Annotated in this window: 19 protein-coding genes; 11 read left to right on the top strand and 8 right to left on the bottom strand. The window is 56.5% G+C overall.

Annotated elements, in window-relative coordinates; genetic code table 11:
• The 3 genes from ACR0AP_RS16695 to ACR0AP_RS16685 all read left to right on the top strand — a co-directional run.
• A partial coding sequence (locus ACR0AP_RS16695) for a hypothetical protein (protein WP_480507970.1) occupies window positions 1-766 on the top strand: 766 nt, incomplete at its 5' end.
• Window positions 767-1,052: 286 nt separating this feature from the next.
• Window positions 1,053-2,792 carry a type I secretion system permease/ATPase gene (locus tag ACR0AP_RS16690; RefSeq protein ID WP_480507968.1) on the top strand — a complete coding sequence of 580 codons (1,740 nt, stop codon included), beginning with the start codon at window positions 1,053-1,055 and terminating at the stop codon, window positions 2,790-2,792.
• A 41-nt stretch (window positions 2,793-2,833) separates the two neighbouring features.
• On the top strand, window positions 2,834-4,108 hold the full coding sequence (locus ACR0AP_RS16685; RefSeq protein WP_480507966.1) for an HlyD family type I secretion periplasmic adaptor subunit: 1,275 nt from the start codon (window positions 2,834-2,836) through the stop codon (window positions 4,106-4,108).
• An 8-nt stretch (window positions 4,109-4,116) separates the two neighbouring features.
• Here ACR0AP_RS16685 and ACR0AP_RS16680 read toward each other — a convergent pair whose 3' ends face one another.
• From ACR0AP_RS16680 to ACR0AP_RS16670, 3 genes are read right to left on the bottom strand one after another with little or no spacing between them, the layout of a single operon-like run.
• Window positions 4,117-5,124: an ABC transporter substrate-binding protein gene (locus ACR0AP_RS16680; protein WP_480507964.1), complete on the bottom strand. Its 1,008-nt coding sequence runs from the start codon at window positions 5,122-5,124 to the stop codon at window positions 4,117-4,119.
• Window positions 5,103-6,470 (bottom strand): sensor histidine kinase, encoded by a 1,368-nt coding sequence (locus ACR0AP_RS16675; protein ID WP_480507972.1) that lies wholly within the window; start codon window positions 6,468-6,470, stop codon window positions 5,103-5,105. The genes ACR0AP_RS16680 and ACR0AP_RS16675 overlap by 22 nt, the downstream gene beginning before the upstream one ends.
• Entirely contained in the window at window positions 6,460-7,128 is a 669-nt protein-coding gene (locus ACR0AP_RS16670; protein WP_480507962.1) for a response regulator transcription factor, read from the bottom strand. The genes ACR0AP_RS16675 and ACR0AP_RS16670 overlap by 11 nt, the downstream gene beginning before the upstream one ends.
• A 107-nt stretch (window positions 7,129-7,235) precedes the next feature.
• On the opposite strand from ACR0AP_RS16670, the gene ACR0AP_RS16665 reads away from it, so the two are divergent.
• The 5 genes from ACR0AP_RS16665 (at window position 7,236) to ACR0AP_RS16645 (ending at window position 12,218) form a co-directional block, all read left to right on the top strand.
• Window positions 7,236-8,216: a Bug family tripartite tricarboxylate transporter substrate binding protein gene (locus tag ACR0AP_RS16665; protein ID WP_480507960.1), complete on the top strand. Its 981-nt coding sequence runs from the start codon at window positions 7,236-7,238 to the stop codon at window positions 8,214-8,216.
• A 65-nt stretch (window positions 8,217-8,281) separates the two neighbouring features.
• Window positions 8,282-8,764 carry a tripartite tricarboxylate transporter TctB family protein gene (locus ACR0AP_RS16660; RefSeq protein WP_480507958.1) on the top strand — a complete coding sequence of 161 codons (483 nt, stop codon included), beginning with the start codon at window positions 8,282-8,284 and terminating at the stop codon, window positions 8,762-8,764.
• Between the two features lies 1 nt (window position 8,765).
• On the top strand, window positions 8,766-10,277 hold the full coding sequence (locus tag ACR0AP_RS16655) for a tripartite tricarboxylate transporter permease (RefSeq protein ID WP_480507956.1): 1,512 nt from the start codon (window positions 8,766-8,768) through the stop codon (window positions 10,275-10,277).
• Entirely contained in the window at window positions 10,270-11,454 is a 1,185-nt protein-coding gene (locus ACR0AP_RS16650; protein WP_480507954.1) for a CaiB/BaiF CoA transferase family protein, read from the top strand. The genes ACR0AP_RS16655 and ACR0AP_RS16650 overlap by 8 nt, the downstream gene beginning before the upstream one ends.
• A complete protein-coding gene (locus ACR0AP_RS16645; protein ID WP_480507952.1) occupies window positions 11,451-12,218 on the top strand; it encodes a citryl-CoA lyase in 768 nt (255 codons plus the stop codon). Before ACR0AP_RS16650 ends, ACR0AP_RS16645 begins: the two co-directional genes overlap by 4 nt.
• Here ACR0AP_RS16645 and ACR0AP_RS16640 read toward each other — a convergent pair.
• From ACR0AP_RS16640 to ACR0AP_RS16620, 5 genes are all read right to left on the bottom strand, one after another.
• Entirely contained in the window at window positions 12,215-13,411 is a 1,197-nt protein-coding gene (locus ACR0AP_RS16640; RefSeq protein WP_480484341.1) for an acetate/propionate family kinase, read from the bottom strand. The genes ACR0AP_RS16645 and ACR0AP_RS16640 overlap by 4 nt on opposite strands.
• Window positions 13,412-13,691: 280 nt before the next feature.
• On the bottom strand, window positions 13,692-15,872 hold the full coding sequence (locus ACR0AP_RS16635) for a Tex family protein (protein WP_480507950.1): 2,181 nt from the start codon (window positions 15,870-15,872) through the stop codon (window positions 13,692-13,694).
• Between the two features lie 100 nt (window positions 15,873-15,972).
• Window positions 15,973-18,186, bottom strand: a complete 2,214-nt coding sequence (locus tag ACR0AP_RS16630; RefSeq protein ID WP_480507948.1) for a hybrid sensor histidine kinase/response regulator — start codon at window positions 18,184-18,186, stop codon at window positions 15,973-15,975.
• A gap of 3 nt (window positions 18,187-18,189) precedes the next feature.
• Window positions 18,190-19,359, bottom strand: a complete 1,170-nt coding sequence (locus tag ACR0AP_RS16625) for an FIST N-terminal domain-containing protein (protein WP_480507945.1) — start codon at window positions 19,357-19,359, stop codon at window positions 18,190-18,192.
• A 45-nt stretch (window positions 19,360-19,404) separates the two neighbouring features.
• A complete protein-coding gene (locus ACR0AP_RS16620; protein WP_480488693.1) occupies window positions 19,405-20,085 on the bottom strand; it encodes a response regulator in 681 nt (226 codons plus the stop codon).
• Window positions 20,086-20,266: 181 nt separating this feature from the next.
• Here ACR0AP_RS16620 and ACR0AP_RS16615 point away from each other — a divergent pair, with 181 nt between their 5' ends.
• The 3 genes from ACR0AP_RS16615 to ACR0AP_RS16605 all read left to right on the top strand — a co-directional run bounded on the left by ACR0AP_RS16615 (window position 20,267) and on the right by ACR0AP_RS16605 (window position 23,767).
• A complete protein-coding gene (locus ACR0AP_RS16615) occupies window positions 20,267-20,815 on the top strand; it encodes an SRPBCC family protein (RefSeq protein ID WP_480507943.1) in 549 nt (182 codons plus the stop codon).
• A 28-nt stretch (window positions 20,816-20,843) separates the two neighbouring features.
• Entirely contained in the window at window positions 20,844-21,326 is a 483-nt protein-coding gene (locus ACR0AP_RS16610) for a (2Fe-2S)-binding protein (protein ID WP_480488696.1), read from the top strand.
• Window positions 21,327-21,406: 80 nt separating this feature from the next.
• On the top strand, window positions 21,407-23,767 hold the full coding sequence (locus tag ACR0AP_RS16605) for a xanthine dehydrogenase family protein molybdopterin-binding subunit (protein WP_480507941.1): 2,361 nt from the start codon (window positions 21,407-21,409) through the stop codon (window positions 23,765-23,767).
• Window positions 23,768-23,850: the final 83 nt, after the last annotated feature.

Here is a 23,850-nt window from a genome sequence, read left to right as displayed (position 1 = left end):
TCTGTGGCAGAACACCAACGGGTCATATGCCGAATGGACCACGGATGCTTCGGGGCAATACCAAAGCGGCGTTACCATCGCCAATGTTGTCGATGTCGAAGTTTTCTATGGTGTTGATCTGAACAATGACGGCCACACCGGCCACGTCACAACCAACATCGAGAGCAGCGGATCGGTAACACTCGCGTCGTCAACCCGCGGCGAGTATCTGATCAACGGTACCATCGGCTTGTCGTATAATGGTAATGCAATTGGGCCAGACAGCCTGCCGGGCTGGCAGGCACTTCAGGCCGAAGCGTCGGGCGGTGGCTACAAGGTTCTGTGGCAGAACACCAACGGGTCATATGCCGAATGGACCACGGATGCTTCGGGGCAATACCAAAGCGGCGTTACCATCGCCAATGTTGTCGATGTCGAAGTTTTCTATGGCCACGATATTGATGGGAATGGGACCATTGGTCCTGTTCAACCAATGCTGAGCGCTTTGTCGGTAGCCGAAGATGGCACCGAGAAAATGGCCAAAAACTCCGTTGCATCCGAATGGGACGAGGACGCCGACTATCTGGATTTCGTGCCCGTCTTGCCCAGCTACCAGGATGATGAAGATATTTATGGGTTGGTTGTCTCTTGCATAAAGAACAACGTCGACGTGTCATTGACGACCAACCTGGGCATTGCGCGGCATGAACCCGTAAACGATGTGGTGGATGACGATGCCAACTTGACGGTTGCGTCCTTGCTGGAGGATGACAGCTTCTTGTGGTGATGTGGCAACCATGTTTGAGGCATTTACAAACCTTCTATTCCGCTGGAACAGATCACGGAAGTGATACAGATGATCAAAGCGCTTTTTCACCCGGCTTGCCGTAATCTTAAAGCACCTACGATACGACGCCGACAATTACCGTTGGTTTTACAGCTGCGGCTGAATAGCGCTTCTTTATGCTAAGGACCCGCGGTTTCTTGCCCAAAAAAAGATGTGCAAACTTGGCAAGGCTGATCTAACTTTTTAAATGCGGGGGCGCATCTCCGAATAGTGTGGATTGAAAACATTGAAACCTGAACACCGCGTATCTGCGGCCCCCCGCCATGAACTGCGCAATGTGCGCAATCAGGGGATCGCGTTCCTTGCTTTGGCGTTCTTGTTCAGCATTTTTGTGAACCTGCTTATGCTGACGGGCCCGTTGTTCATGTTGCAGGTGTATGACCGGGTATTGGGCTCGCGTGCAGTGGAAACCCTGACAGCGCTGTTTTTGTTGGTGGCGTTGCTTTATGCGCTGATGGCGATGCTGGACTTTGCCCGCGGTCGCATCGTTGCCCGGTTCGGCGCACGGTTTCAATCACAGTTGGATGAGCGCGTCTTCGAAGCAACGCTGCGACGTTCACTTCTGCCGCAAATTCGGTCGGCCCCGGCAACGGCTTTGCGCGATCTGGAATCCATTCGAAACCTGTGCTCGTCCCCCGTTTTGTTGGCGGTGATGGATATTCCGTGGACGCCGGTTTTTTTGGGTGCGATTTTCCTGTTTCATCCTTTGTTGGGTTGGCTGGCCGTGACAAGCGGTGCGTTGCTTGTCGTGATTGCATTGCTCAATCAGGCGCTGACCAGCAGGAAAGTCGCCGAGGCACAATCTGCAGCAGCGCGAGCAAATGCCTTTGCCGAACATGCGCGACAAGCGGCAGAGGTTGTGCGCTCTCAAGGTATGCAGGCGGACGTGACAAAGCGATGGTTGGACCAGCGTTCGAATGCCTTGCGTCAAACCATCTCCGCCAGCGATTGGACGGGCAGTTTTACGTCTTTGACCAAGTCGTTACGACTGTTTCTTCAATCTGCAATGCTTGCCTTGGGCGCGTGGCTGGTTTTGCAAAACGAAATGACACCGGGCGCGATGATCGCGGGTTCAATCCTTTTGGGTCGGGCCCTCGCCCCGGTCGAACAAGCGGTCGGCCAATGGGGCATGATCGAACGTGCGCGAACGGCCTGGACTTCCCTAAGCCGGTTTTTGGATCAGACCCCTCCCGAAGAGCAGCGGATTCGCTTGCCCATCCCGAAAGCGCAGTTGGAAGCCAAATCGCTGACTGTCATTCCCCCCGGGGCAACAACGCCAACGTTGCGGAACGTGAATCTGAAGCTGCAACCGGGCAAGGCGCTGGGTGTCATCGGCAAAAGCGGATCGGGAAAGACGACACTGGCCAAGGCGTTGCTGGGGCTTTGGAATCCGGCAGCCGGTGAAATTCGACTGGGTGGTGCCACTCTGGATCAATATGACTCCAACGATCTGGGCAGCCATATCGGATATTTGCCGCAGCAGGTTACCCTGTTTAACGGGACCGTGGCCGAGAACATCGCCCGGATGTCAGAAAACCCGGATTCCGAAGCGGTGGTGGCCGCAGCCAAGAAAGCCAATGCGCACGACCTGATCCTGTCTTTGGAGAAAGGTTATGGTACCTTCCTTGAAGGCAATGACAGTCAGTTGTCAGGCGGGCAGAAACAGCGCATCGCTCTGGCCCGCGCCCTCTATGGCGACCCTGTTCTGCTTATTCTCGACGAACCAAACTCGGCACTGGACGCGGATGGCACCGAAGCCTTGAACGCGGCCGTGAGGGGGCTCAAGGCGGCAGGCAAAGCCGCCATCATCATGACACACCGCCCGCAGGCCATTTCGGAATGTGACGATCTGGCCGTTGTCGAAAAAGGACAAGTGGTCAGGTTCGGCAGTCGTGACGAGGTTCTCAGCGCAATGGTGCAGAACGCGGGCGCGATTAAGCGCAAGCTTAGCCCCGTAGGTGAATAATGGCAAAAAAGACGACCAAGAAGCAGGCGCAGGCCTGGAGTATGAGAATTCCCGCCCTGGTGGGATTCGCCGCACTTGCCATTTTGGTTGGCGGATTGGGTCTTTGGGCAGTGAAGACGCGCCTCGCAGGTGCGATCGTATCCTCAGGCGTGATCGAGGTACAAAGCAACCGTCAGGTGGTAGAACACCCCGATGGCGGCGTTGTTGGAGAGATCTTTGTTCGCGATGGTGACGTGGTTGCCTCGGGCGAGATGCTGTTACGGCTGGATGATACCTTCTTATCGTCCGAACAGACGATCGTGGAAGCGCAGCTTTTTGAGCTGCTGACACGCCGTGTCCGTCTTCAGGCCGAACGCGACGGGCTTTCGTCGCAAGAGCTGTCGGCGCGGTTGCACGAGGTTCAGACGGAATACAACATCGATCTGGACCTGATCGAAGGTCAGCAAAACCTGTTCAACGCCCGCGTGGAAACGCTGTCCAAACAGCAGGAACAGCTGAACAAGCAGTTGGTTCAGATCGAAAGTGAGATTGAAGGTACACAAGCCCAACTCGTATCGCTGCGCCGTCAGGTCGAATTGATCGAGGATGAGTTGGAAGACCAGCAAAGCCTGTTGAAACGAGGATTGACGCAAACCAGTCGTGTACTGGCCCTGCAACGGGAAGAAGCCAGCCTGACAGGTGAAATAGGCCGACTGGAAGCTGCTGTCGCCCGCCTCAAAGGGCAGATCGCTTCAACCGAGATCCAGATCGTTGAACTGTCTGCAACCCGCCGGGAAGAGGCAATTACCACGTTGCGGGACGTACAGGCGCAAGTTGCTGAACTATCGGAACGCCGACTGTCCCTGTCCGAGCGGCTGACACGATTGGACATCCGCGCACCGGTCAGCGGAACAGTATATGGAAGTCAGGTCTTTGCCCTTCAGTCTGTCGTTCAGCCGGGTGAACCCATGATGTATGTTGTTCCACAGGATACGCCATTGCTTGTTGCCGCGCGCGTTGACGCGATCCATGTGGATCAGTTGCATGTGGGTCAACCTGTTGCCCTGCGGTTTCCGGCCTTCAATCAGCGTGAAACGCCTGAATTGGACGGGCAGGTCAAAAACGTGTCAGCCGATACATTCACGGATGAAAAGTCCGGCTTTACATTCTACCGCGCCGAAGTGGTTATGAATGATGGCGAGCTGGACCGTCTCAACGGTCAGGAGCTTTTGCCGGGTATGCCTGTTGAGACACTGATCAAAACCGATGAACGCACCCCGTTGTCCTATCTGGTCAAGCCGATGGCCGATTACTTCAATCGTGCATTTAGGGAATGACGGCAGGGCTATCTCTGGATAACTGCACTTTCCCATTCGGCCAGAAAACGGCGGCGTTTTAATCTGTCCAAAAACGTCATCAGCGCTGGATCAAGCCCTATCGTTTCACGTTCTTCGTCCGTGTCAAAAGGTGCCAAAGGCGGGAGGGTGTGGCCACCACCTGATTGCGTGGATTGCTTTGATACAAGGTGACGAACAAAAGACGCGGCAAATTCGGGTACGGGTGTACCTTCAAGAACCATCGCCGTGCGCATCATGGTCGTCTGAAAATCCGACGGCAGGATAACCTCAAGCGTATCCTTGTGCCCGGCGCGCGCATCCGCATAGCTGCCAAGTACATTATAGGCTACGGCGATCTCACCATTGACAAGATCATCAATCATGTCGCCGGAACAGCAGTACAGACGCACATCCAATCCCCCCATGACTTCCATCAGACGCCAGAACGTTTCTGACGCACGGGCATCCTGCGTCGCAAACAGATACCCTAGACCGGACTGACGGATGTCATAAGTTCCCACCCGGCCCCGAAAGCTGTCTGGTCGCATTCGAAGGGCTTCAATCAATTGCTGTCGGGTCTCTGGGACAGGCGCACCGAAAAAGGCGGCACGGTTAATCACGATGGTCGCGGGCTCGAACGTGAAGGCGAAAAGACTGCGATGCCACTGCGCCCAGGACGGCAGGGATATGTCATCTATCACGCGTCCATAACCGTCATTGGCCAGTTTCAGTTGCAGGTCCATGGCGCTGGAAATGACAATATCGAAATCTTCGGGTGCGGTGCGCACGATCCGATCGATGTCGGCAGTACCCGTCACCAAATACTCGACAGAAACGTCAGGGTTTTCCTTGATAAAGCTGGAAATCGTAGGCTCAAACAAAAACGTATCGGTGCTTGAGATGACCCGAATATGAGCCTCGTCTGCTTCGGCGTTGAATACTTGCCGATCCTCCCAGACTTGCGCCTGTGTGACAGCGGGAAACCAAAGGAAGACTAAAGCGATAATGTAACGCATGCGCCGCCTCCCTGTCTGTTGGACAAGTCAAGCGCTCCATCATGCGCTGTTGCAACGTCCTGCGCGATGGTCAGGCCCAAACCGGACCCAATGGTACCACTTGCGTTCTTACCCCGTTCAAACCGACGCGTGAGAGTGTCAATTTCGTTTAAGGGAAACCCCGGGCCACGGTCTTTTACCCGGATTTGAGCCCGTGGCTCCGACGTGACTTCGATGCGAACAGAACTGTCGGCCGGAGCATATTTAAGTGCGTTGTCAATCATGTTGCGCACGGCGTTTTGAATGAGGATGGGGTCACCAGAATACATAACCTGTGGGTCGCCACAAAGCGACAACGACAAGTCCTTCATCTCGGCAATTGGTGTCAGGCGCTGCACAAGGTCACTGACCAAAGCGTTCAGGTCAATGTCTTCCCGCTCAAGATGGTCAGCCCGGAACGTGATCATCGCATGATCCAACAGCTGTCCGGCTGCACGAGAGCTTTCATCAATGGCGCGCACCATCGAACGCAGCGCCTCGCGGTTTTCTTCTTTTTCAACCCTTTGCAAAGTGGCGTCAGCATATGACCTGACCGTAGCAAGAGGGGTGCGAACACGGTGTGCCGCCTCGGCAATAAAGTCTTCTGACTGGCTGAGTGACTGATCAAGCCGACCCATCAATGAGTTCAGTGAAGCAACCAAAGGGGCCATTTCGCGGGGTACCGGCTTTTTGAACGGGCTCAGATCCTGCGGCCCACGGCGGGTGACAGAGGTTGTCAATCTGTTCAGCTGCCCGATGGTCGAGGACGTCGCCCAGAAGGAAAGAGCGGCAGCAAGGGCAAAGAACCCTACGCCCAGAAGCGCTGCATTGCGCGAAATCTGGTCCAGAGTTTCGGCCAACGCGTCTTGTGTCTGCCCCAGCGCGACCACCAGTTCGGTTTGCTTATCCAATCCCACCAAAGTCCGGCTGGCGCTGACCTGACGAATGGTTTCACCGCGAATCTGACTGGAACTGAAAAGCGACTTTCCGTCACGCGGTCCAATGGTCGGTGGAAAATCCTCGTATCCGGAAAGAAACGTGCCGTCCTGAAAAATAGAATAGAAGATCCGGTCGTCCGCAGGGGTGCTTAGCATCGCGAAGGCGGCATATGGGATATCGACCTCCAACACCCCTTCCCGCAAAGCGGCCGCATCGAGGATTGAGGCCACCGATGCACCAAGAATGTTGTCTTGTCCCTGTTGCGCGACCTGCGCAGCATAGTTTCGGACTGCGACAAACAGCAGGAACGCAAGTATGGCCGCGCCGCCGATCAGTGTCAGAACCAGCCTGTTCCGCAGCGATCCTGACACATTGGGATCAGGAGGCATGGTCAAGTCTGTATCCCAGCCCACGAAGCGTGGTGATCTTCAGGTCCGAGGGTTCCAGATGCTTGCGCAAACGGCCCACATAAACTTCGATCGCGTTATCAGAGACATCATCATCATAAGAAAACAGCCGGTCCGTTAGTTTTTGCTTCGAAAAAACCTGACCAGGTGCGCTGATGAACAATTCCAACAGGCGCAGTTCACGATTGCGCAGCGACACGGTCTCGTCACCCACGGTCAGATGGCCAGCCAGGGGATCGAATACGATGCCGCCGACTTCTATCGTTGTCTTCGTATTCCCGGATTTGCGACGCAGAACTGCGCGGCAGCGCGCTTCAAGCTCGGCATGATCAAACGGCTTGGTGACATAATCGTCAGCACCCAGATCAAGCGAGCCGATTCGATCCGAAACCTGACTGCGGGCCGTCAAAACGATCACCGGCGTGTCCAAATGGCTCGCGCGATGTCGCTTGAGGAAATCGCGACCGTCCCCGTCCGGCAGCATGATATCCAGCAGGATCAGATCGTATTCCTGCGATTCAACAAAGGCTGTCGCATCGTCCAGTTTTGAAGCGTGATCAACCACATGGCCGTCCAACCTCATGCGGGAGCCGATCGCGTTTGCGAGGTCAAGATTGTCTTCGACAAGTAGAAATTTCATCGGGTCTTAACACTATTCTCGTGCATGACAGGTTGATGTCAGGTTGGTGTGTTTAAGTTTTCCCAATCTGAGCCGCCATGCGGCCCGTTGTCAAATGGGAGGACATCATGACAACTTTCGCACTGGGCCGTCGCGCCCTGATCGCAGCTGTTGCTGCAGTAGGTCTTTCAGGACCTGTTCTGGCCGAAGACCAGGTAGTGGACAGCATCCACTTTCTGATCCCCGGCGGCGCCGGTGGTGGTTGGGACGGTACCGCTCGCGGCACCGGCGAAGCGCTGACGAACGCCGGCCTTGTGGGCACCGCGTCTTATGAAAACATGTCAGGCGGTGGTGGCGGCAAAGCCATCGGCTATCTGATTGAAAACGCCGACAGCAACCACGGGACATTGATGGTAAACTCCACGCCAATCGTGATCCGTTCGTTGACTGGCGTGTTCCCTCACAACTTCCGCGACCTGACGCTGGTGTCGGGTACGATCGGTGATTACGCAGCCATTGTTGTCGGTAAAGACAGCCCCATCAATTCTATGAGTGATCTGCTGGCAGCTTTCGACGCCGACCCCGGCAACACGGCCATCGGCGGTGGCTCGGTCCCTGGTGGTATGGACCACCTGGTCGCAGCCATGGTGATGGAAGCGGCCGGAAAAGATGCGCTTGGCGTGAAGTACATTCCATATGATGCGGGTGGCAAAGCCATGGCTGCCCTTCTGTCCGGTGAGATCGCAGCGCTGTCTACAGGTTTCTCTGAAGCCGTCGATCTGGCCAACGCAGGTGAAGTTAAGATCATCGGCGTCACATCGGCAGATCGCGTAGATGCCGCCCCAGACGCGATGACCATGAAAGAGCAGGGCATCGACACCACCTTTGTGAACTGGCGTGGCTTCTTTGCGGCCCCGGGTCTGCCCGAGGACAAGCTCGCAGCCTACCAGGCCGCGATTGCCAAGATGTACGACACCCCGGAATGGGAAGAGGTTCGTGCACGCAACGGTTGGGTGAACATCCATAACTCGGGCGATGATTTCCGGTCATTTCTTGAGCAGCAGGAACAACAGATCGGTGATCTGATGAAAAAGCTGGGCTTCCTCTGAATCCAACTTGGGCAGAGCGGTAACCCGCTCTGCCAACCCTGACGACGAAAAAAGGAGGGGGTCCCATGGCGCTGGATCGCTGGATCGCGCTCATTCTTCTGGGTGTTTGTTTAACATATGGCTACGCCGCTTGGTTCACGATGGACAGTAGCCTGCCCCCTTTCATGCAAAGAAACCCCATATGGCCAAGCACTTTCCCCAAAGTGCTGTCAATTCTGGGGATCATCACGGCCACGATCATTCTGCTGGGCTTTGAAAAGGCTGAACCCAGCGAACCTGAAATCGACTATCGGCGGTTGGGCGATTACCATCTTGGTCAGGCGATCATGTTACTGGTTCTGATGGTCGTCTACGCGATGTGCCTGCGCCCCGTAGGGTTCCTGATCTCAACTTCGGCCTTCCTGATCTTTGGGGCTTTTATCTTGGGTGAACGAAAATGGCATATCATGCTGCCCGTCGCCCTGATCGCCACAGGTACGGTCTGGTATCTGGTTCAGGAAGTCCTTGGCATCTACATGCGCCCTTTGCCCGGCATTTTCGGAGGCTGACATGCTTGAAGGACTTCTGATTGGCCTGCAAACGGCATTCTCACTGCAAAATCTGCTGATGGTCGTCGCGGGCTGTCTGATTGGCACATTCATCGGAATGCTTCCGGGTCTGGGCCCGATGTCGATCATCGCCATCATGATCCCGGTGGCAATTTCCATGGGTGACCCGTCCGCTGCGCTGATCCTGCTGGCTGGCGTGTATTATGGCGCCATTTTTGGTGGTTCGACCTCTTCTATTCTGCTGAATGCGCCAGGGGTCGCGGGTACCGTCGCCTCCAGCTTTGACGGCTACCCGATGGCCCGTCAGGGCAAAGCGGGCAAAGCCCTGACCATTGCAGCAGTCGCAAGTTTTGCAGGCGGTACGTTAGGCGCATTGCTTTTGATGATCTTCGCCCCTGCCCTGTCCTCTGTTGCGTTGCTTTTCCATTCAGCCGAGTATTTCGCGCTGATGGTTGTCGGCTTGTCGGCCATTGCCGCCTTTGCGGGAACAGGTCAGGTTGCCAAGGCTATCATAATGACAATCCTTGGGTTGATTATGGCCACCGTCGGTGAAGGCGTACTGTTCAATATGCCTCGTTTCACCATGGGCATCATGGATTTGCAGTCGGGCTTTGGCTTTATCACACTTGCAATGGCCATGTTCGCATTACCCGAGGCGCTGTTTCTTGTTCTCAAACCCAAGGACCTTAAGGGCGAAGAAGGCGAAATCAAGGACCTGCGCATAAGCAGGGAAGAAGCCAAAGCCATTGCGCCAGTGATTGGCCGCCAGTCTATACAGGGGTTTTTCATCGGCGTTCTGCCGGGTGCGGGCGCAACGATTGCCAGCTTTCTGGGCTACGCGGTCGAGCGTAACATCGCCCCAAAAGCCGAGCAGGACGAATTCGGCAAAGGGTCGATCAAAGGGCTGGCCGCGCCTGAAACGGCGAACAACGCCGCCTGTACAGGCTCATTCGTGCCGCTGCTGACCCTGGGCATTCCCGGATCGGGAACGACGGCAATCCTGCTTGGGGCATTGATTGCTCTGAATGTGACACCGGGCCCACGCCTTATGCTGGACGACCCGCAGATCTTTTGGGCGGTCATCATGTCCATGTTCATTGGCAACCTGGTGCTTCTGATCCTGAATCTGCCGCTGATCCCCTACATAGCCAAAGTACTCTCGGTGCCGCGCAACTATCTGATCCCCTTTATTTTGTTCTTTACTCTGATGGGGGCCTATATCGGGCAGAACAATGCAACCGAACTGCTGATACTGGTGGGTTTTGGGGTATGCGCAACGGCGTTGAAATTTGCTGATTACCCATTGGCACCACTGCTGATCGGTTTCATCCTCGGCGGCATGATGGAAGATAACTTCTCGCGGTCCATGCAGCTGTACGATGGCATCGCCTTTATTTGGGAGCGCCCGATGACGCTGGGTCTGCTGGTTATCGCGGCGCTTCTGGTGCTCCTACCCAGCTACCGCGCGCGCCGTGCACAGGCCAGGTCGGAAGGGGTTGCCGAAGGTGACTAACCCGCTGGCGGGAATACGGGTTCTCGATCTGACCAATGTCCTCGCGGGTCCATATTGCTGTTACCAACTGGCATTGATGGGTGCCGACGTGATCAAGGTCGAGCGCCCCGATGGTGGCGACCTTGCTCGCGTTCTGGGTGCAGATCCCGCCAGAAACAAGGCGGGGATGGGGATCAGTTTTCTGGCGCAGAATGCCGGTAAAAAATCTGTCACGCTGAACATGAAACCTGAAAAGGGCAAGGCGCTTCTGAAACGCCTTGTCCAATCAGCTGATGTTCTGGTGGAAAACTTCCGACCCGGAGTAATGGATCGTCTTGGTCTTGGTTATGAAGTTCTGCGCAACGTCAATCCCAACCTGATCTATTGCGCCATCAGCGGGTTCGGGCAGGATGGCCCCCGGCGCGATGATCCGGCTTATGACCAGATTGTGCAGGGTATCAGCGGCGTGATGTCAATCACCGGCGCCCCCGACACGGCACCGTATCGTGTCGGTTATCCGTTGGCGGACACGGTCGGGGGGATGACGGCTGCCTTTGCAGTTTCGGCGGCATTGAACGCCAACCCACGCGGCACCTATCTGGATGTTGCGATGTCCGAAGCCGTGATTTCGACGATGGGTTGGGTTGTTTCAAATTATCTGGTGGGTGGCGTAACGCCCGGAGCGCATGGGAATGAGAACACAACCTCGGCCCCCTCAGGTACATTTGCCACGCGGGACAACCCGATCAACATCGCGGCCAATCGGGACGAGCAATGGCAGGCACTTGCCCGCTGTCTCGGGCGGGATGACCTGCTGAACAACCCCGACTACGCAACGCGTGAAGATCGCAAAACAAACCGCCACGCCTTACGTACAGAACTGGAACGCACCCTAAAGACGAAGGCCGCGTCCGAATGGGTGAGTGCACTAAATGCATTGGGAGTACCAGCCGGACAAGTTTTGACCGTGCCCGAAGCCCTTGCAGACCCGCAACTTTCCGATCGCGGTCTGATTGGCTCTTTACAGGTTCCCGGCGAACAGATGCAGCTTGCAGGCAGTCCCGTCGTAATGGATGGCATCCGGCGAATGCCGCAAATCGCACCACCAAAGCTTGGGGCCGACAACAAAGCGGTGTGGTCCGAAATCGGATTGACCGACGCGGAAATCGACGCGCTAAGCAGAGAGGGGATCATATGAGCGATGTGGCAGATTGGTGGGCAACATCCATCATCGATATGGAACCTGGCCGGATAGACCTGCGCGGAGAGCCGATTCAAAACCTGATCGGACGTCTTGGTTTCGCGGAAATGATCTGGTTTATGGTACGTGGAGACCGCCCATCAAAAGCGCAGGCCAAATTGTTCGAAGCCGCGCTGGTCGCGGCAGTCGACCACGGTCCTCAGGCACCGTCGATTGCAACCGCGCGCATGGCGGTTACCTGTGGCCTGTCTCTCAACAACGCGATGGCGAGCGCTGTGAACATGTTGGGCGACATTCATGGAGGGGCTGGCGAGCAGGCCGTGGAACTCTACCACTTTGTGGGCCATTACCCTGGCACTTTGGCGCAGGCAATCGATGCGTGGATCGAAAGCCACGGAAAGATACTTCCGGGTTTTGGGCACAGGTTTCACGCGCCTACAGACCCCCGTGCTCCGTGCCTGATGGACTTGGTCGCCGAAGCGGTGAAAACCGGTGCTTGCGATGGGCAATTCATGCGCATTGCGCAGCAGATCGAGGCAGAACTTGCGCGGCATAAGGGCAAACCTGTCCCGATGAACATCGATGGCGCAACCGCAGTTATTTATGCCGAGCTTGGGTTTGCGCCACCATTGGCGCGCGGCCTTTTCTGCCTGTCCCGATCAGTGGGTATTCTGGCACATGCATGGGAGCAGATGCAGCAAGGTGGTCGCAACAAAGGACCGACCCCGCCCTCATATCGCTGGACGTACCAGCCTAGCTAAGCGCTTTTCCGATGGGATCGATTTGCCAACAGATCGGCGGCCGCACGGGCAATAACCAACTCTTCATTTGTCGGAATAACCATGGCGACCACTCGGGACAGGTCTGTCGAGATGATCCGATCATTGTCCGCGTTGGCATCGGGATCCAGTTCAATCCCCAACCACCCCATTCCGGAACATACCCTGTCGCGCACAAGGCGCGAGTTTTCTCCGATACCACCTGTGAAGATCAGTGCGTCAATACCGCCCAATATTGCTGCCATTGCCCCAAGTTCGCGGCGGATGCGGAACGTGAAATAGCTGATGGCCTGTCGACTTTCGCGGGTATCTGCTTTTTCAAGAGTGCGCATGTCGCTTGAAAGTCCGGACAGACCCAGCAAACCTGATTTGCGAAACAGAAGGTCGGAAATCTCTGAGGCGCTCAACCCTTCCTGATCCATTAGATACAACAAGACACCGGGATCAAGCTGACCGCAACGTGATCCCATCGGCAGCCCGTCCAACGACGAAAACCCCATGGTCGAACCGACGGACCGGCCCCCGATCATGGCACACATCGAAGCGCCGTTACCCAAATGCGCAACCACAACCCGCCCCGCGTGCAAAAGCGGTGCGGTTTTGGCCAAATGGTCTGAGATGTACTCATAACTAAGCCCGTGAAAACCATAGCGCCGGACGCCTTTGTCATAATACTCGCGCGGCAGGGCGAATACGTCGTTCTCCCAGGGGTGGTTGCGATGAAAGGCCGTGTCGAAACAGGCAATCTGGGCGGCATTTGGAAAGCGTTCCATAGCTGCCTTGACGCCAGCCAGGTTGTGCGGCTGGTGCAGAGGTGCATACGGAGAGAGCTTGTCCAACTCCTCCAAAGCAGCGGCGGTCAACGGCAAAGGCGTATCGATCTCAGGTCCGCCGTGAACAATACGATGCCCAACCGCGGTGACCTCGCAACTGGGGAAGGCCCGTGACAATAGGTTCAGTACCCAGTCCAGTGCAGCAGCGTGATCGTGAATATCGCCTGCCGTGCCATTCGCCAGAACTCCACCGCCAGATGACCGCGCCTTGACGATTGGCTCTGGCTCGCCGATCCGTTCGACCACACCGGTGCACACCATGACTGGATCGTCTTCTGTCAGTTCGAACAGGCCGAACTTCATCGAAGACGATCCGGCATTCAGTGTCACGACATGTGTCATGCATATCCTCTGGTTTGCGAAAAGGTGAAGTTCCTAAGGTTTACTGATCCGCTCTGGTACAAGGTTGAGTTTAAGACATTACCCAAGACTACGAGCCAGCCAACCGCTACAAACCCCGGTCTTTGCAAATCTCCATGGAAGAAAAGATCGTTCAGCCCATTTTTTTCCGGGGTGCCAACATCACCTTCATTCCTGCCAACCTAGTCGTAATCATGGATTGGAGCACGTGCAAGGCACTAAGCTGACGCCGTCAAACACGGGTTCCGAAGCACAGTGCACTTCATCCCCCGCGACGGTTTCCTCCACCCCCTTGTTTTCGCATGGTCAACCCAATGCGCTTTCGCGGGACATCAACATCGACGACACGTACTTTAACCACTTGCCCGGTCTTAACCACGTCATGCGGATCTTTGACAAACCGGTCTGCCAGCTGGCTGACATGAACAAGCCCATCCTGATGCACACCGATATCCACAAAAGCGCCGAAGGCGGCGACGTTGGTGACTGTGCCTTCCAAAACCATTCCGGGTTTCAGATCGGTGATGTCTTCAATGCCATCGGTGAAAGATGCGGTGACGAAACTGGGCCGGGGGTCGCGTCCGGGTTTTTCAAGTTCGGCAAAGATGTCCCGAACGGTCGGCAAGCCAAAATCCTGAGTTACAAATTGTTCCGCTCGCAACCCCTTTAACGCGCCATCATGGCCCATGATGTTTCGGATGTCGCGACCGCAGGCGGCAACGACCCGGCGCGCAATGTCATAGGCTTCGGGGTGCACTGAAGACGCATCTAAAGGCTCGGAACCTTCCCTGATGCGCAGGAAACCGGCGCATTGCTCGAACGCGCGCGGTCCAAGGCGGGCGACGGACAGCAAATCCTTCCGCGAAAGGAAGGGCCCGTTCAGGTCACGGTGGGTGACAATCGCTTCGGCCTGCGCCGGACCCAGTCCTGACACGCGTGACAGCAATGGCGCGGATGCTGTGTTCAGATCAACCCCGACAGCATTCACCACATCCTCGATCGCGGAATCCAGCGATTGTGACAGGCGATGCTGATCCACATCATGCTGATACTGGCCGACACCAATGGATTTTGGTTCGATTTTGACAAGCTCGGCCAAAGGGTCCTGCAATCGCCGCGCAATCGAGACCGCGCCGCGTAGCGAGACATCCAGATCCGGAAACTCGCGCGCAGCCAGTTCAGATGCGGAATATACCGAGGCCCCAGCTTCGGACACCACCACTTTTGTCGGTGCTTTCACCGTCTTGGGTAGAAGTGCAAGAGTGTCTGCAACCAACCTTTCGGTTTCACGGCTGGCCGTCCCGTTCCCGATTGCGATCAGTTCGATCTGATGAGCAGATATCAGATTGAGGATACTGGCCTGTGCGCCACGCAAATCATTCTTCGGCTGAAACGGGTACAAGGTATCAGTGGCGACAACCTTGCCGGTCGCATCAACGACAGCAGCCTTTACGCCCGTACGAATGCCCGGATCCAGACCCAAGGTCGCCTTAGCACCTGCCGGTGCGGCAAACAGCAGGTCCTTGAGGTTTCGCGAGAAGACCTGAATGGCTTCGTCCTGCGCCCGGCTGCGCAGGTCAGCCATCAGTTCGACCATCATGGACAGCGAAAGTTTCACCCGCCAAGTCCAGCCCGCGACTTTGCGCAACCACGCGTCTGCCGGCCCTGTGCCGCGTGTCTGTAGATGAGCGGCGACAATCGTCTCGGCCCGCGCGGCACCAAATTCCGGTTCAGGCGCGATATCCAGCGTGACGATACCCTCTTTGGATGCCCGCAGCATCGCCAATGCCCGATGCGACGGCACGTCCGCCCACAATTCGGCGTGGTCAAAGTAGTCACTGAACTTGGCGCCGTCCTTTTCCTTGCCTTCGATGACCTTTGCGTTGAGCAAAGCCTCGCGCTGCATGAAGCTGCGCAGTTCGCCCAGCAGTGCGGCGTTTTCTGTCAACCGCTCGGTCAAAATGTCCCGCGCGCCGTTCAAAGCATCCCGGGTCGTTGCTACCACCTCGGTGAGGTACGCCGCGGCTAGCGTTTCAGGATCGCAGTTGCGGTCCGTCAGAATAGCATCAACCAAAGGTTCCAGCCCATTTTCGCGCGCAATCATCGCCTTGGTGCGCCGTTTTGGCTTGTAAGGCAGATATATGTCTTCCAACTGCGCTTTGGTTTCCGCACGCGCTATGGATTTGTTCAGATCTTCCGTCAGTTTGCCCTGATCCTTGATCGAGTTCAGGATGGTTTCGCGCCGCGCTTCAAGCTCGCGCAGATAGGTCAGCCGCTCGGACAGCAGGCGCAACTGGGTGTCGTCCAATCCTCCGGTTGCTTCTTTCCGATACCGGGCGACAAATGGCACGGTTGCTCCGTCGTCCAGTAGCTTGATCGCGGCACCGACCTGCTCGGGACGTGCATTAATCTCGGTAGCGATGGTGCGGGCGATACGGTCCAATGGTGCCTCCTGAAACGACGCTGGAAGAACTTCTTAACCAGCTGTTTCGGCAAGGGGAAGACCCTTGGTTCAATCTGAACCGGTCGCGGATTGATGCCGCTCAGTCGCGGCGTGCAATCGACGATTCCAGCGTTGAGCGCAAAAGGAGCGCATCTAGCGGTTTGTAGAGCAAAGGCAGATTGGCGTGCTTGCAACGCTCGGCCAGTTCAGGTGATCGGCTCGCCGAGATAATGCAGCCGGGCAGAGGGCCAAACTCGTGCGTCAGGGCATGTATCGCGTCGATACCGGTTCTGTCGTGGTTCAAATGAAAATCGGCAACTATTGCGTCGGGCAGAATGTCAATTTCGCGAAGTAGATTGATTGCTTCGTCTTCGCTTTCGCTCTCCAAAACCTCGACCCCCCAGGATTCGACTGTCATGGTCAGTGCGCTACGAAGATTTTCATCATTCTCAATCAACAATACGACCGTGTTACCAAGTATGTTGTAGCCCGGATCGTGGGCCGCAGGGGCACTGCCGCATGCAGTCTGCTCTTCCTGTGCCAACGGTACTTCGACCGAGAATCCAGTTCCTTTGCCTACTTCGGAATACAGCTGGATTGGATGTTGCAACAGCCCACAGGCGCGCTCTACGATTGCAAGGCCCAATCCCATACCTTCTGCGGCACTGGCATCAGAATGCAGGCGCTGAAATTCCTGAAAAACGAGGTCTCTTTGGTCTGACGCGATTCCGATGCCCGTATCCCAGACCTGCAAGGCAATTGCGTCTTCACGACGCCGCACACCGACCAGAACTTTTCCGGTCTCGGTATACCTGATCGCGTTCGACAGCAGGTTCTGCAAAATCCGACGCAAATAGCTGGCGTCGCTGGTCACACGCGCGTTTGTGTCAACAAATGACAGTTCAAGCCCTTTTGCCTGCGCAACCGGGCGAAATGCGTCTTCCATCTGAGAAAACAGCGCACTCACTGATATGGTGGACAAATGCGCGGTGGCCCGTCCTGAATCCAGCTTCGAGATATCCAGCAGCGCTTCCAGAATGTGTTCAACGCTGTTCAGCGCACTTTCAGCCTTGCCTGCAACAGTCCTTGCGTCGTCTTTGTCCAGGCCGCTGCCCAGCGATGCAACATAAAGCTTTGCCGCGGAAAGAGGTTGCAGCAGATCGTGACTGGCAGCTGCCACAAATCGCGACTTGGATGCGTTTGCACGCTCGGCCTCGTTCAACGCGTCAGCCAGTTCCATTGTGCGCGATGTTACGCGTTGTTCCAACAGCTCTTTGGCTTCGTATAAGGCCTGAGCGGACTTTCGTTCTGCGGTTACATCGGTGAAGGATATCACAAAGCCCCGGTCCGGCATTTCCTGCGCAAACACCGAAAGAATTTTTGACCTTCCGCGGTGCATCTGAAATTGCAGAGGACGGCGATAAGTTTGCCGCGTCACCCAATCCAGCAGATCGGCTTCCGTTACCCCCTTCTGGAACTTGATGTTCGTGCCAAGGCGATTGGACAGCGATTCAAACCGGGTCCCCATCTGAAACTGTGCGATCGGAATGGCCAGCAACTCGCTGGCGCGGTTGTTCCAACCGATCAGACGGTGTTTGTTGTCAAAAATGCAAACGCCCTGTTCGATATGTTCCAGCGTCGCGCGGATCAGCCTAGCCTTGTCATCCAGTATCCGGTCACGTTCCTGCCGTTCGATCCGCATGATATCAGTCACATCGGTTTGCAGAATAACAGTTCCGCCATCTGGTGTGCGGTGCTCAGACACTTGCGACCACCGATTGCCAACAAGCCGGACGTTGAACACCACATGATCGTCCGTGTGCCGATCCAGGCGGCTTTTGGCCCAGTCTGTCGGGGTCATTGTTTCAGGCAGGTACAGAAACCCTGATCGGCTGACCAGTTCGACATATTCGGCAAAGCTCAGCCCCGGGCTCAGCCGCTCCTGAATGTCAGGCATATGCAGACCAAAACGGCTGTTGCACAGCACCAGTTTTTCGTCCCGATTGAAAAGGGCAAACCCCTCTTGCACCGTTTCGATTGCATTGGCCAGGTCCGCGCGTGCGGCTTCGGTGTCCTTGTTCGCCTGTGCCAATCTGGCATTGGAATCGTTCAGCAATTCAAGGGCGCGTTCCAGATCATTCGTCCGGGCGCGGACCTCTTGTTCAAGCACGGCCGCGCGCTGAAACTGCGCATAAGCTGCGCCTGACGCATCGGTGGATTCTTCTACCCGGCGCATCAGCGCTTCGGCAATCTTGCGAAGTTTCTCGTTCTGGCGATCAACCGAGTCCGTGGGATCTGTAAGATGCTCGATCATACGTTACTCTTTCTCGGGTGGATAAATCGCAACACCCGTCAGAGTTTGGTTCACATGGATAGAGTTGTACTGCTCTCCGTAAGTTGAGAATCCGACAACGTGGTTGCGGGCCAGAATGTCCGAGATTTCGCGGGTCTTTTGCTTTTCCTGCGCTTCCAGTCGGCGGAGAATGCAATCACAGCCCAGAATGGTGTCGGGTTGCCGTTTCTCGGTCAGAAGGCCGATTTCTTCCTCAAGGTGCTCGACCATGTCCCTTGGTTCGGCCAGCGTCAGCACAAGCCCTTCATCAATCGCCGAGAAAAAGACAAGGTCCCCGTTGCCCGCCACCTGCTGAATGGCGCGGACGTGATGCTGCCCGCCAATCTGTACAACAACGGGGTGCGCCGCAAAGGTGAATGTCGTCAGTTGTTCCGGGTCCTTGCCAAGGATACGGGCGTATTCGCGGGCGGCGGGCTCGGCGTTGATCTCCTGAACGATGCGTTTTGCCGGATCCGCCTTGGTTACGACCATACGCCGGGTCGTTGGAACCAGATGATCAGTTTTGAACACCTTGATCGGGCACCGCGTACGAACCTGAGTCAGTATGGCAGCATTGCTCAGCGCCTTGCCCTGATGCAGCACATAGGTACGCCCGAACCGGGTTCCATCACCGGCCGATCCGCCAAACAATGGCACCGGCCCCAAGCCGACGGCCAACTCGGAGGTCAACGCATCCTCTTTGGTCGACAATCCGTCGATCATCAGGAATGTAAATTCATGGTTCCAGTCGGGCGCCGTGACCATCATGGCATTTCGGTTGTGGATCATCTCGTTGATGATGCTTTCCGCCTCAAAATCGTTCAGATCGGAAACCAGGACCGTACGCGTGTCGAAATGGGATTGCGGAAGGCCGATTGCGACGATCTGATCTTCGCAATAACCGCTATCCGCAAGTTCTCCGGCGGTGGTGCAGCCAACCACCGGAGTAGGCGCAAACACCTGCTCGGCTTTGGTAATGACCGCAGCCGCGTCCGCGTTTGGACTGACAAAAAGTATCACCAGCGCAAGCGGTTCAGCCCCGAGTTGACGTACGAGCACCCCAAGCGCCTGCCCGGTGTCGTAACGCGCGAAAGCCGTTTTGACGATGCCTGTCGCACCGGTCCGGGCTGTCGCCCACCCGACTGCTTGGTCCATCGAGCCTCCTCCCTAAAGCGCGACGATGTGGTGAGAGTATGACGCTTAGCCGTGGTCTTGCAAGACGCTGGCAAACGAAGCTTTCTTTGCAATCAGAACGGCTTGCGTCCGGCTTTGCACACCCAGTTTCCGCATGATTGCCGTGACATGCGCTTTGACCGTGGGTTCCGCAATGGACAGGTCATAGGCAATCTGTTTGTTCAGCTTGCCCTCACAGATCAGTTGCAGAATGCGGGCCTGCTGATTTGTCAGCGTCGCAAGCCGATTGACCGCCTCGGCGTGTTCATCCTCTTCAACATTGATCAGAACGCACCCTTCGGGCACGAAAACTTTGCCGGAATGCACTGTCTCGAATGCCAGGCGAAACACATCGCGTTGGCTATGCTTGGGTACATAACCCGATGCGCCCGCCTGAATCACCTGACTGACAACGCGATTATCCGTCATCGAGGACACCACAATAACCGGGGCATTCGCAGCAGCCTTCAGACGGACAAGGCCGTCCAGCCCCTCCACATCCGGCAGGTTGAGGTCCAGCATGACCGCGTCCGGTTTCAGCCCACCTGACAGAAGTTCCATCGCGCCTTCCAGTCGGTCCGCGGTATGGATTTCGCCGATCTGCGCCACGCTTTGCAAGGTCATCGACAGCGCGTCGCAAAACAGGGGGTGGTCATCGACGATCAGCACTTTCTCGAAGCCAGATCTTTCGACGGAGTCTGCAAGCATTTGGTATTGCCTTTTTTCAATCAGGTTGCCCCCAGTTTATCCAATCCTAACAACGAAAGTAATCTGCGCCTACTGGCCCAAAGTCGTACATAAGATCGGTTCGGCAACTCCTACACCCAAGGTCTAATAGGCAGGGCGAAAAACACCACGTAGCGTAAGAAAAAACACCTGGAGAAGAGAAATGGAGCTGAGTGACAGCCGCGTCATTGCCGCGCCGCGATCCAAGGTCTGGGACGCGCTTTTGTCGGCTGAGGTTCTGAAAGAATGCGTTCCGGGATGTCAGGAAATGACGGGCTCGGTCGATGACGGGTTCGAAGCGACGGTGGTGCAGAAAGTCGGCCCCGTCAAAGCGACCTTCAAAGGGGCCGTTACCCTCTCTGATATCGTAACGCTTGAAAGCGTGAAGCTCTCGGGTGAAGGTAAGGGTGGGGCTGCGGGTTTTGCCAAGGGTGCGGCCGATGTCAGTTTGTCTGATGTGCCCGAAGGTACTCTGCTGACCTATACCGTCGACGCACGTGTCGGTGGCAAGCTGGCCCAGCTGGGCAGCCGGGTCATCGATGGCGTCGCCAGAAAAATGGCCGACCGGTTCTTTGAAAGTTTTCAGAACGCGGTCGAACCCGAAAAAACACCCGATCCGGAAACCTCGGATCAGGTTCAAGCTGAACCTTCTGCCGAGGGTGAAGGCGGCGAAACAAAAAAAGGTTGGTTCAAGCGCGTATTGGGCGGTTGAACCGTTGGAACTCAGGGAGGAGAAAGTCATGAAAATTTCCATGACCGTGAACGGCAAGGCTGTTAGCGGCGAGGTTGAGGGCCGGACGTTACTGTCCGGCTTTCTGCGCGAGCAACTGTCATTGACGGGCACGCATGTCGGCTGTGATACGGCCCAGTGCGGTGCCTGCGTTGTACATGTGAACGGCCAGGCCGTGAAGTCGTGCAATATACTGGCGGTCGAAGCTGACGGCGCTGACGTTGGCACAATCGAAGGTCAGGCAAATGCGGATGGTTCGCTGAATGTGATCCAGCAAGCCTTTCAGGATCATCACGGCCTTCAATGCGGGTTCTGTACTCCGGGTATGGTGATGAGCGCCGCAGCGCTGCTGAAAGACAACCCACGCCCGTCTGAGGCCGAAATACGGAAATATCTGGAAGGCAACCTGTGCCGCTGCACAGGCTACCACAATATCGTCAAGGCGATCATGGCCGCCTCAGGCCAGGACGTCGGCAGTATCGCCGCGGAATGATGCCGCTGCGGGCGTAAACGTTGCGCCCGTGGGACAAGTGAAGGGTGCAGCAGCATCCGTTTATGGGAGGAGAACAAGCAATGCCCAAAGACAGTGGCATCGGAGCCAGTTCCAAGCGGCGCGAGGACGTCCGCTTTCTGACCGGAGCAGGCAACTATACCGACGACATCAACGTACGTGGTCAGGCTTACGTATATTTCCTGCGGTCCGACATCGCGCATGGTCGGATCAATTCTGTAGATACATCAACCGCCGAAGGTATGCCCGGTGTGGTCAGAGTATTCACCGGCAAAGACTTTGAAGGCGTGGGCGGAATGCCCTGTGGCTGGGAAGTGACCGACAAGCACGGCGCGCCGATGCAGGAACCACCACACCCAATTCTGGCACAGGGCAAGGTGCGCCATGTGGGCGATCCCATTGCCGCCGTGGTGGCTGACAGTCTGGAACAGGCCCGTGACGCGGCCGAGGCTATTGATCTGGATTTCGAGGAACTGCCCGCCGTGATCGACATGAAATCCGCCGCGCAGGATGGCGCGACGCTGGTTCATGACGATCTGAAAAACAACATCTGCTATGACTGGCAGCTGGGTGAGGCCGACGACGCCAAGGTGAATAACGTCTTTGCCAATGCGGCGCATGTCACCACTTTGGATCTGGTGAACAACCGGCTGGTCGCCAACCCGATGGAGCCGCGCGTGGCTGTGGCCGAGTACAGCCGGGGCACAGATGAATATACGCTCTATACCACGTCGCAGAACCCGCATGTCATCCGTTTGTTGATGTGCGCGTTCGTTCTGGGTCTGCCGGAACACAAAGTCCGCGTCGTAGCCCCGGATGTGGGCGGTGGTTTTGGCACCAAGATTTTCCATTACGCAGAAGAAGCGTTCTGCACCTTTGCCGCCAAGGCCTGCAACCGCCCCGTCAAGTGGACGGCCAGCCGGTCCGAGGCGTTCATGTCGGATGCGCAGGGTCGTGACCATGTCAGCACGATTGAGCTGGCTCTGGATGCGGATAACAACTTCATCGGCCTGCGGACCAACACCTATGCCAATCTGGGTGCCTATCTGTCGACCTTCTCCAGCTCGGTTCCGACATGGCTGCATGGGACGCTGATGGCAGGCAACTATAAGACCCCGGTCATTCAGGTGAATGTGAAGGCGATGTTCACGAACACGGTGCCGGTGGACGCCTATCGCGGCGCTGGTCGACCCGAAGCAACCTTCCAACTGGAGCGTGTCATCGACAAGGCTGCGCGCGAGTTAGGTGTCGATCCGATCGCCCTGCGTCGCCAGAACTTTGTCACGCAGTTCCCCTATGACACGCCAGTGGCGCTGACTTACGACACCGGGGACTACAACGGGACCATGGACAAGCTTGAGGCCGCTGCTGATCTTGCGGGCTTTGCCGCACGACGCGCGCAGAGTGAGGCCAAAGGCAAGCTGCGCGGTCTCGGCGTCAATTGCTATATCGAGGCTTGTGGTATCGCGCCTTCGAATATCGTCGGCATGTTGGGAGCCCGTGCAGGTCTTTACGACGCGGCGACAGTTCGGGTGAACGCCACTGGTTCGATCAGTGTTATGGTCGGCGCACACAGCCACGGGCAAGGCCATGAAACAGCCTTCCCGCAGGTCGTGGCCGACATGATCGGCATCGACGAGTCAATGGTCGAGATCGTGCACGGGGACACTTCGAAGATCCCGTTCGGCATGGGCACCTATGGCTCACGCTCGCTGGCGGTCTGCGGCTCGGCTATGGTCAAGGCCACCGAAAAGGTGATCGACAAGGCCAAAAAGATCGCAGCCCATTTGCTGGAAGCGTCCGAGGCAGATATCGAACTTAAGGACGGTCAGTTCAGCGTTGCGGGGACCGACAAGTCGGTGGCGTGGGGGGATGTGACCCTTACGGCCTATGTCCCGCACAACTATCCGCTGGAAGTTGAACCGGGACTGGAGGAAACCGCGTTCTATGACCCGGCCAACTTTACTTTCCCGGCAGGGGCTTATGCCTGTGAGGTCGAGGTTGATCCAGACACAGGTCAGGTCACGATTGAGAAGTTCACGGCGGCGGATGACTTTGGCAATATCGTCAATCCAATGATCGTTGACGGACAAGTGCATGGCGGTATTGGTCAGGGCATCGGTCAGGCCCTGCTGGAGAACTGCGCCTATGACGAGAACGGCCAATTGCTGAGCGCGTCGTTCATGGACTATGCGATGCCACGCGCCGATGACGTCCCGTTCTACGGCGTGGATCATTCCAGCCAGACGCCCTGTACGCACAATCCGCTTGGTGTGAAGGGTTGCGGCGAGGCCGGAGCGATCGGCTCACCGCCAGCGGTGGTCAACGCGGTGCTGGATGCGTTGAACTCGGGTGGAAGGGCTGTTGATCATATCGACATGCCGATGAGCCCGTCACGCGTTTGGACGGCGATGCATGGTTGAGAGGTTGGGGTGCGAGGGGCCAGCCCCTCGCGCTCCCCGGGATATTTATAGCCAGATGAAGGGCGGATCAGCGCCTTTCGGAA

It is taken from the genome of Ruegeria sp. AF7 (assembly GCF_056541885.1).
This window is presented reverse-complemented; position numbering and strand designations above follow the sequence as displayed.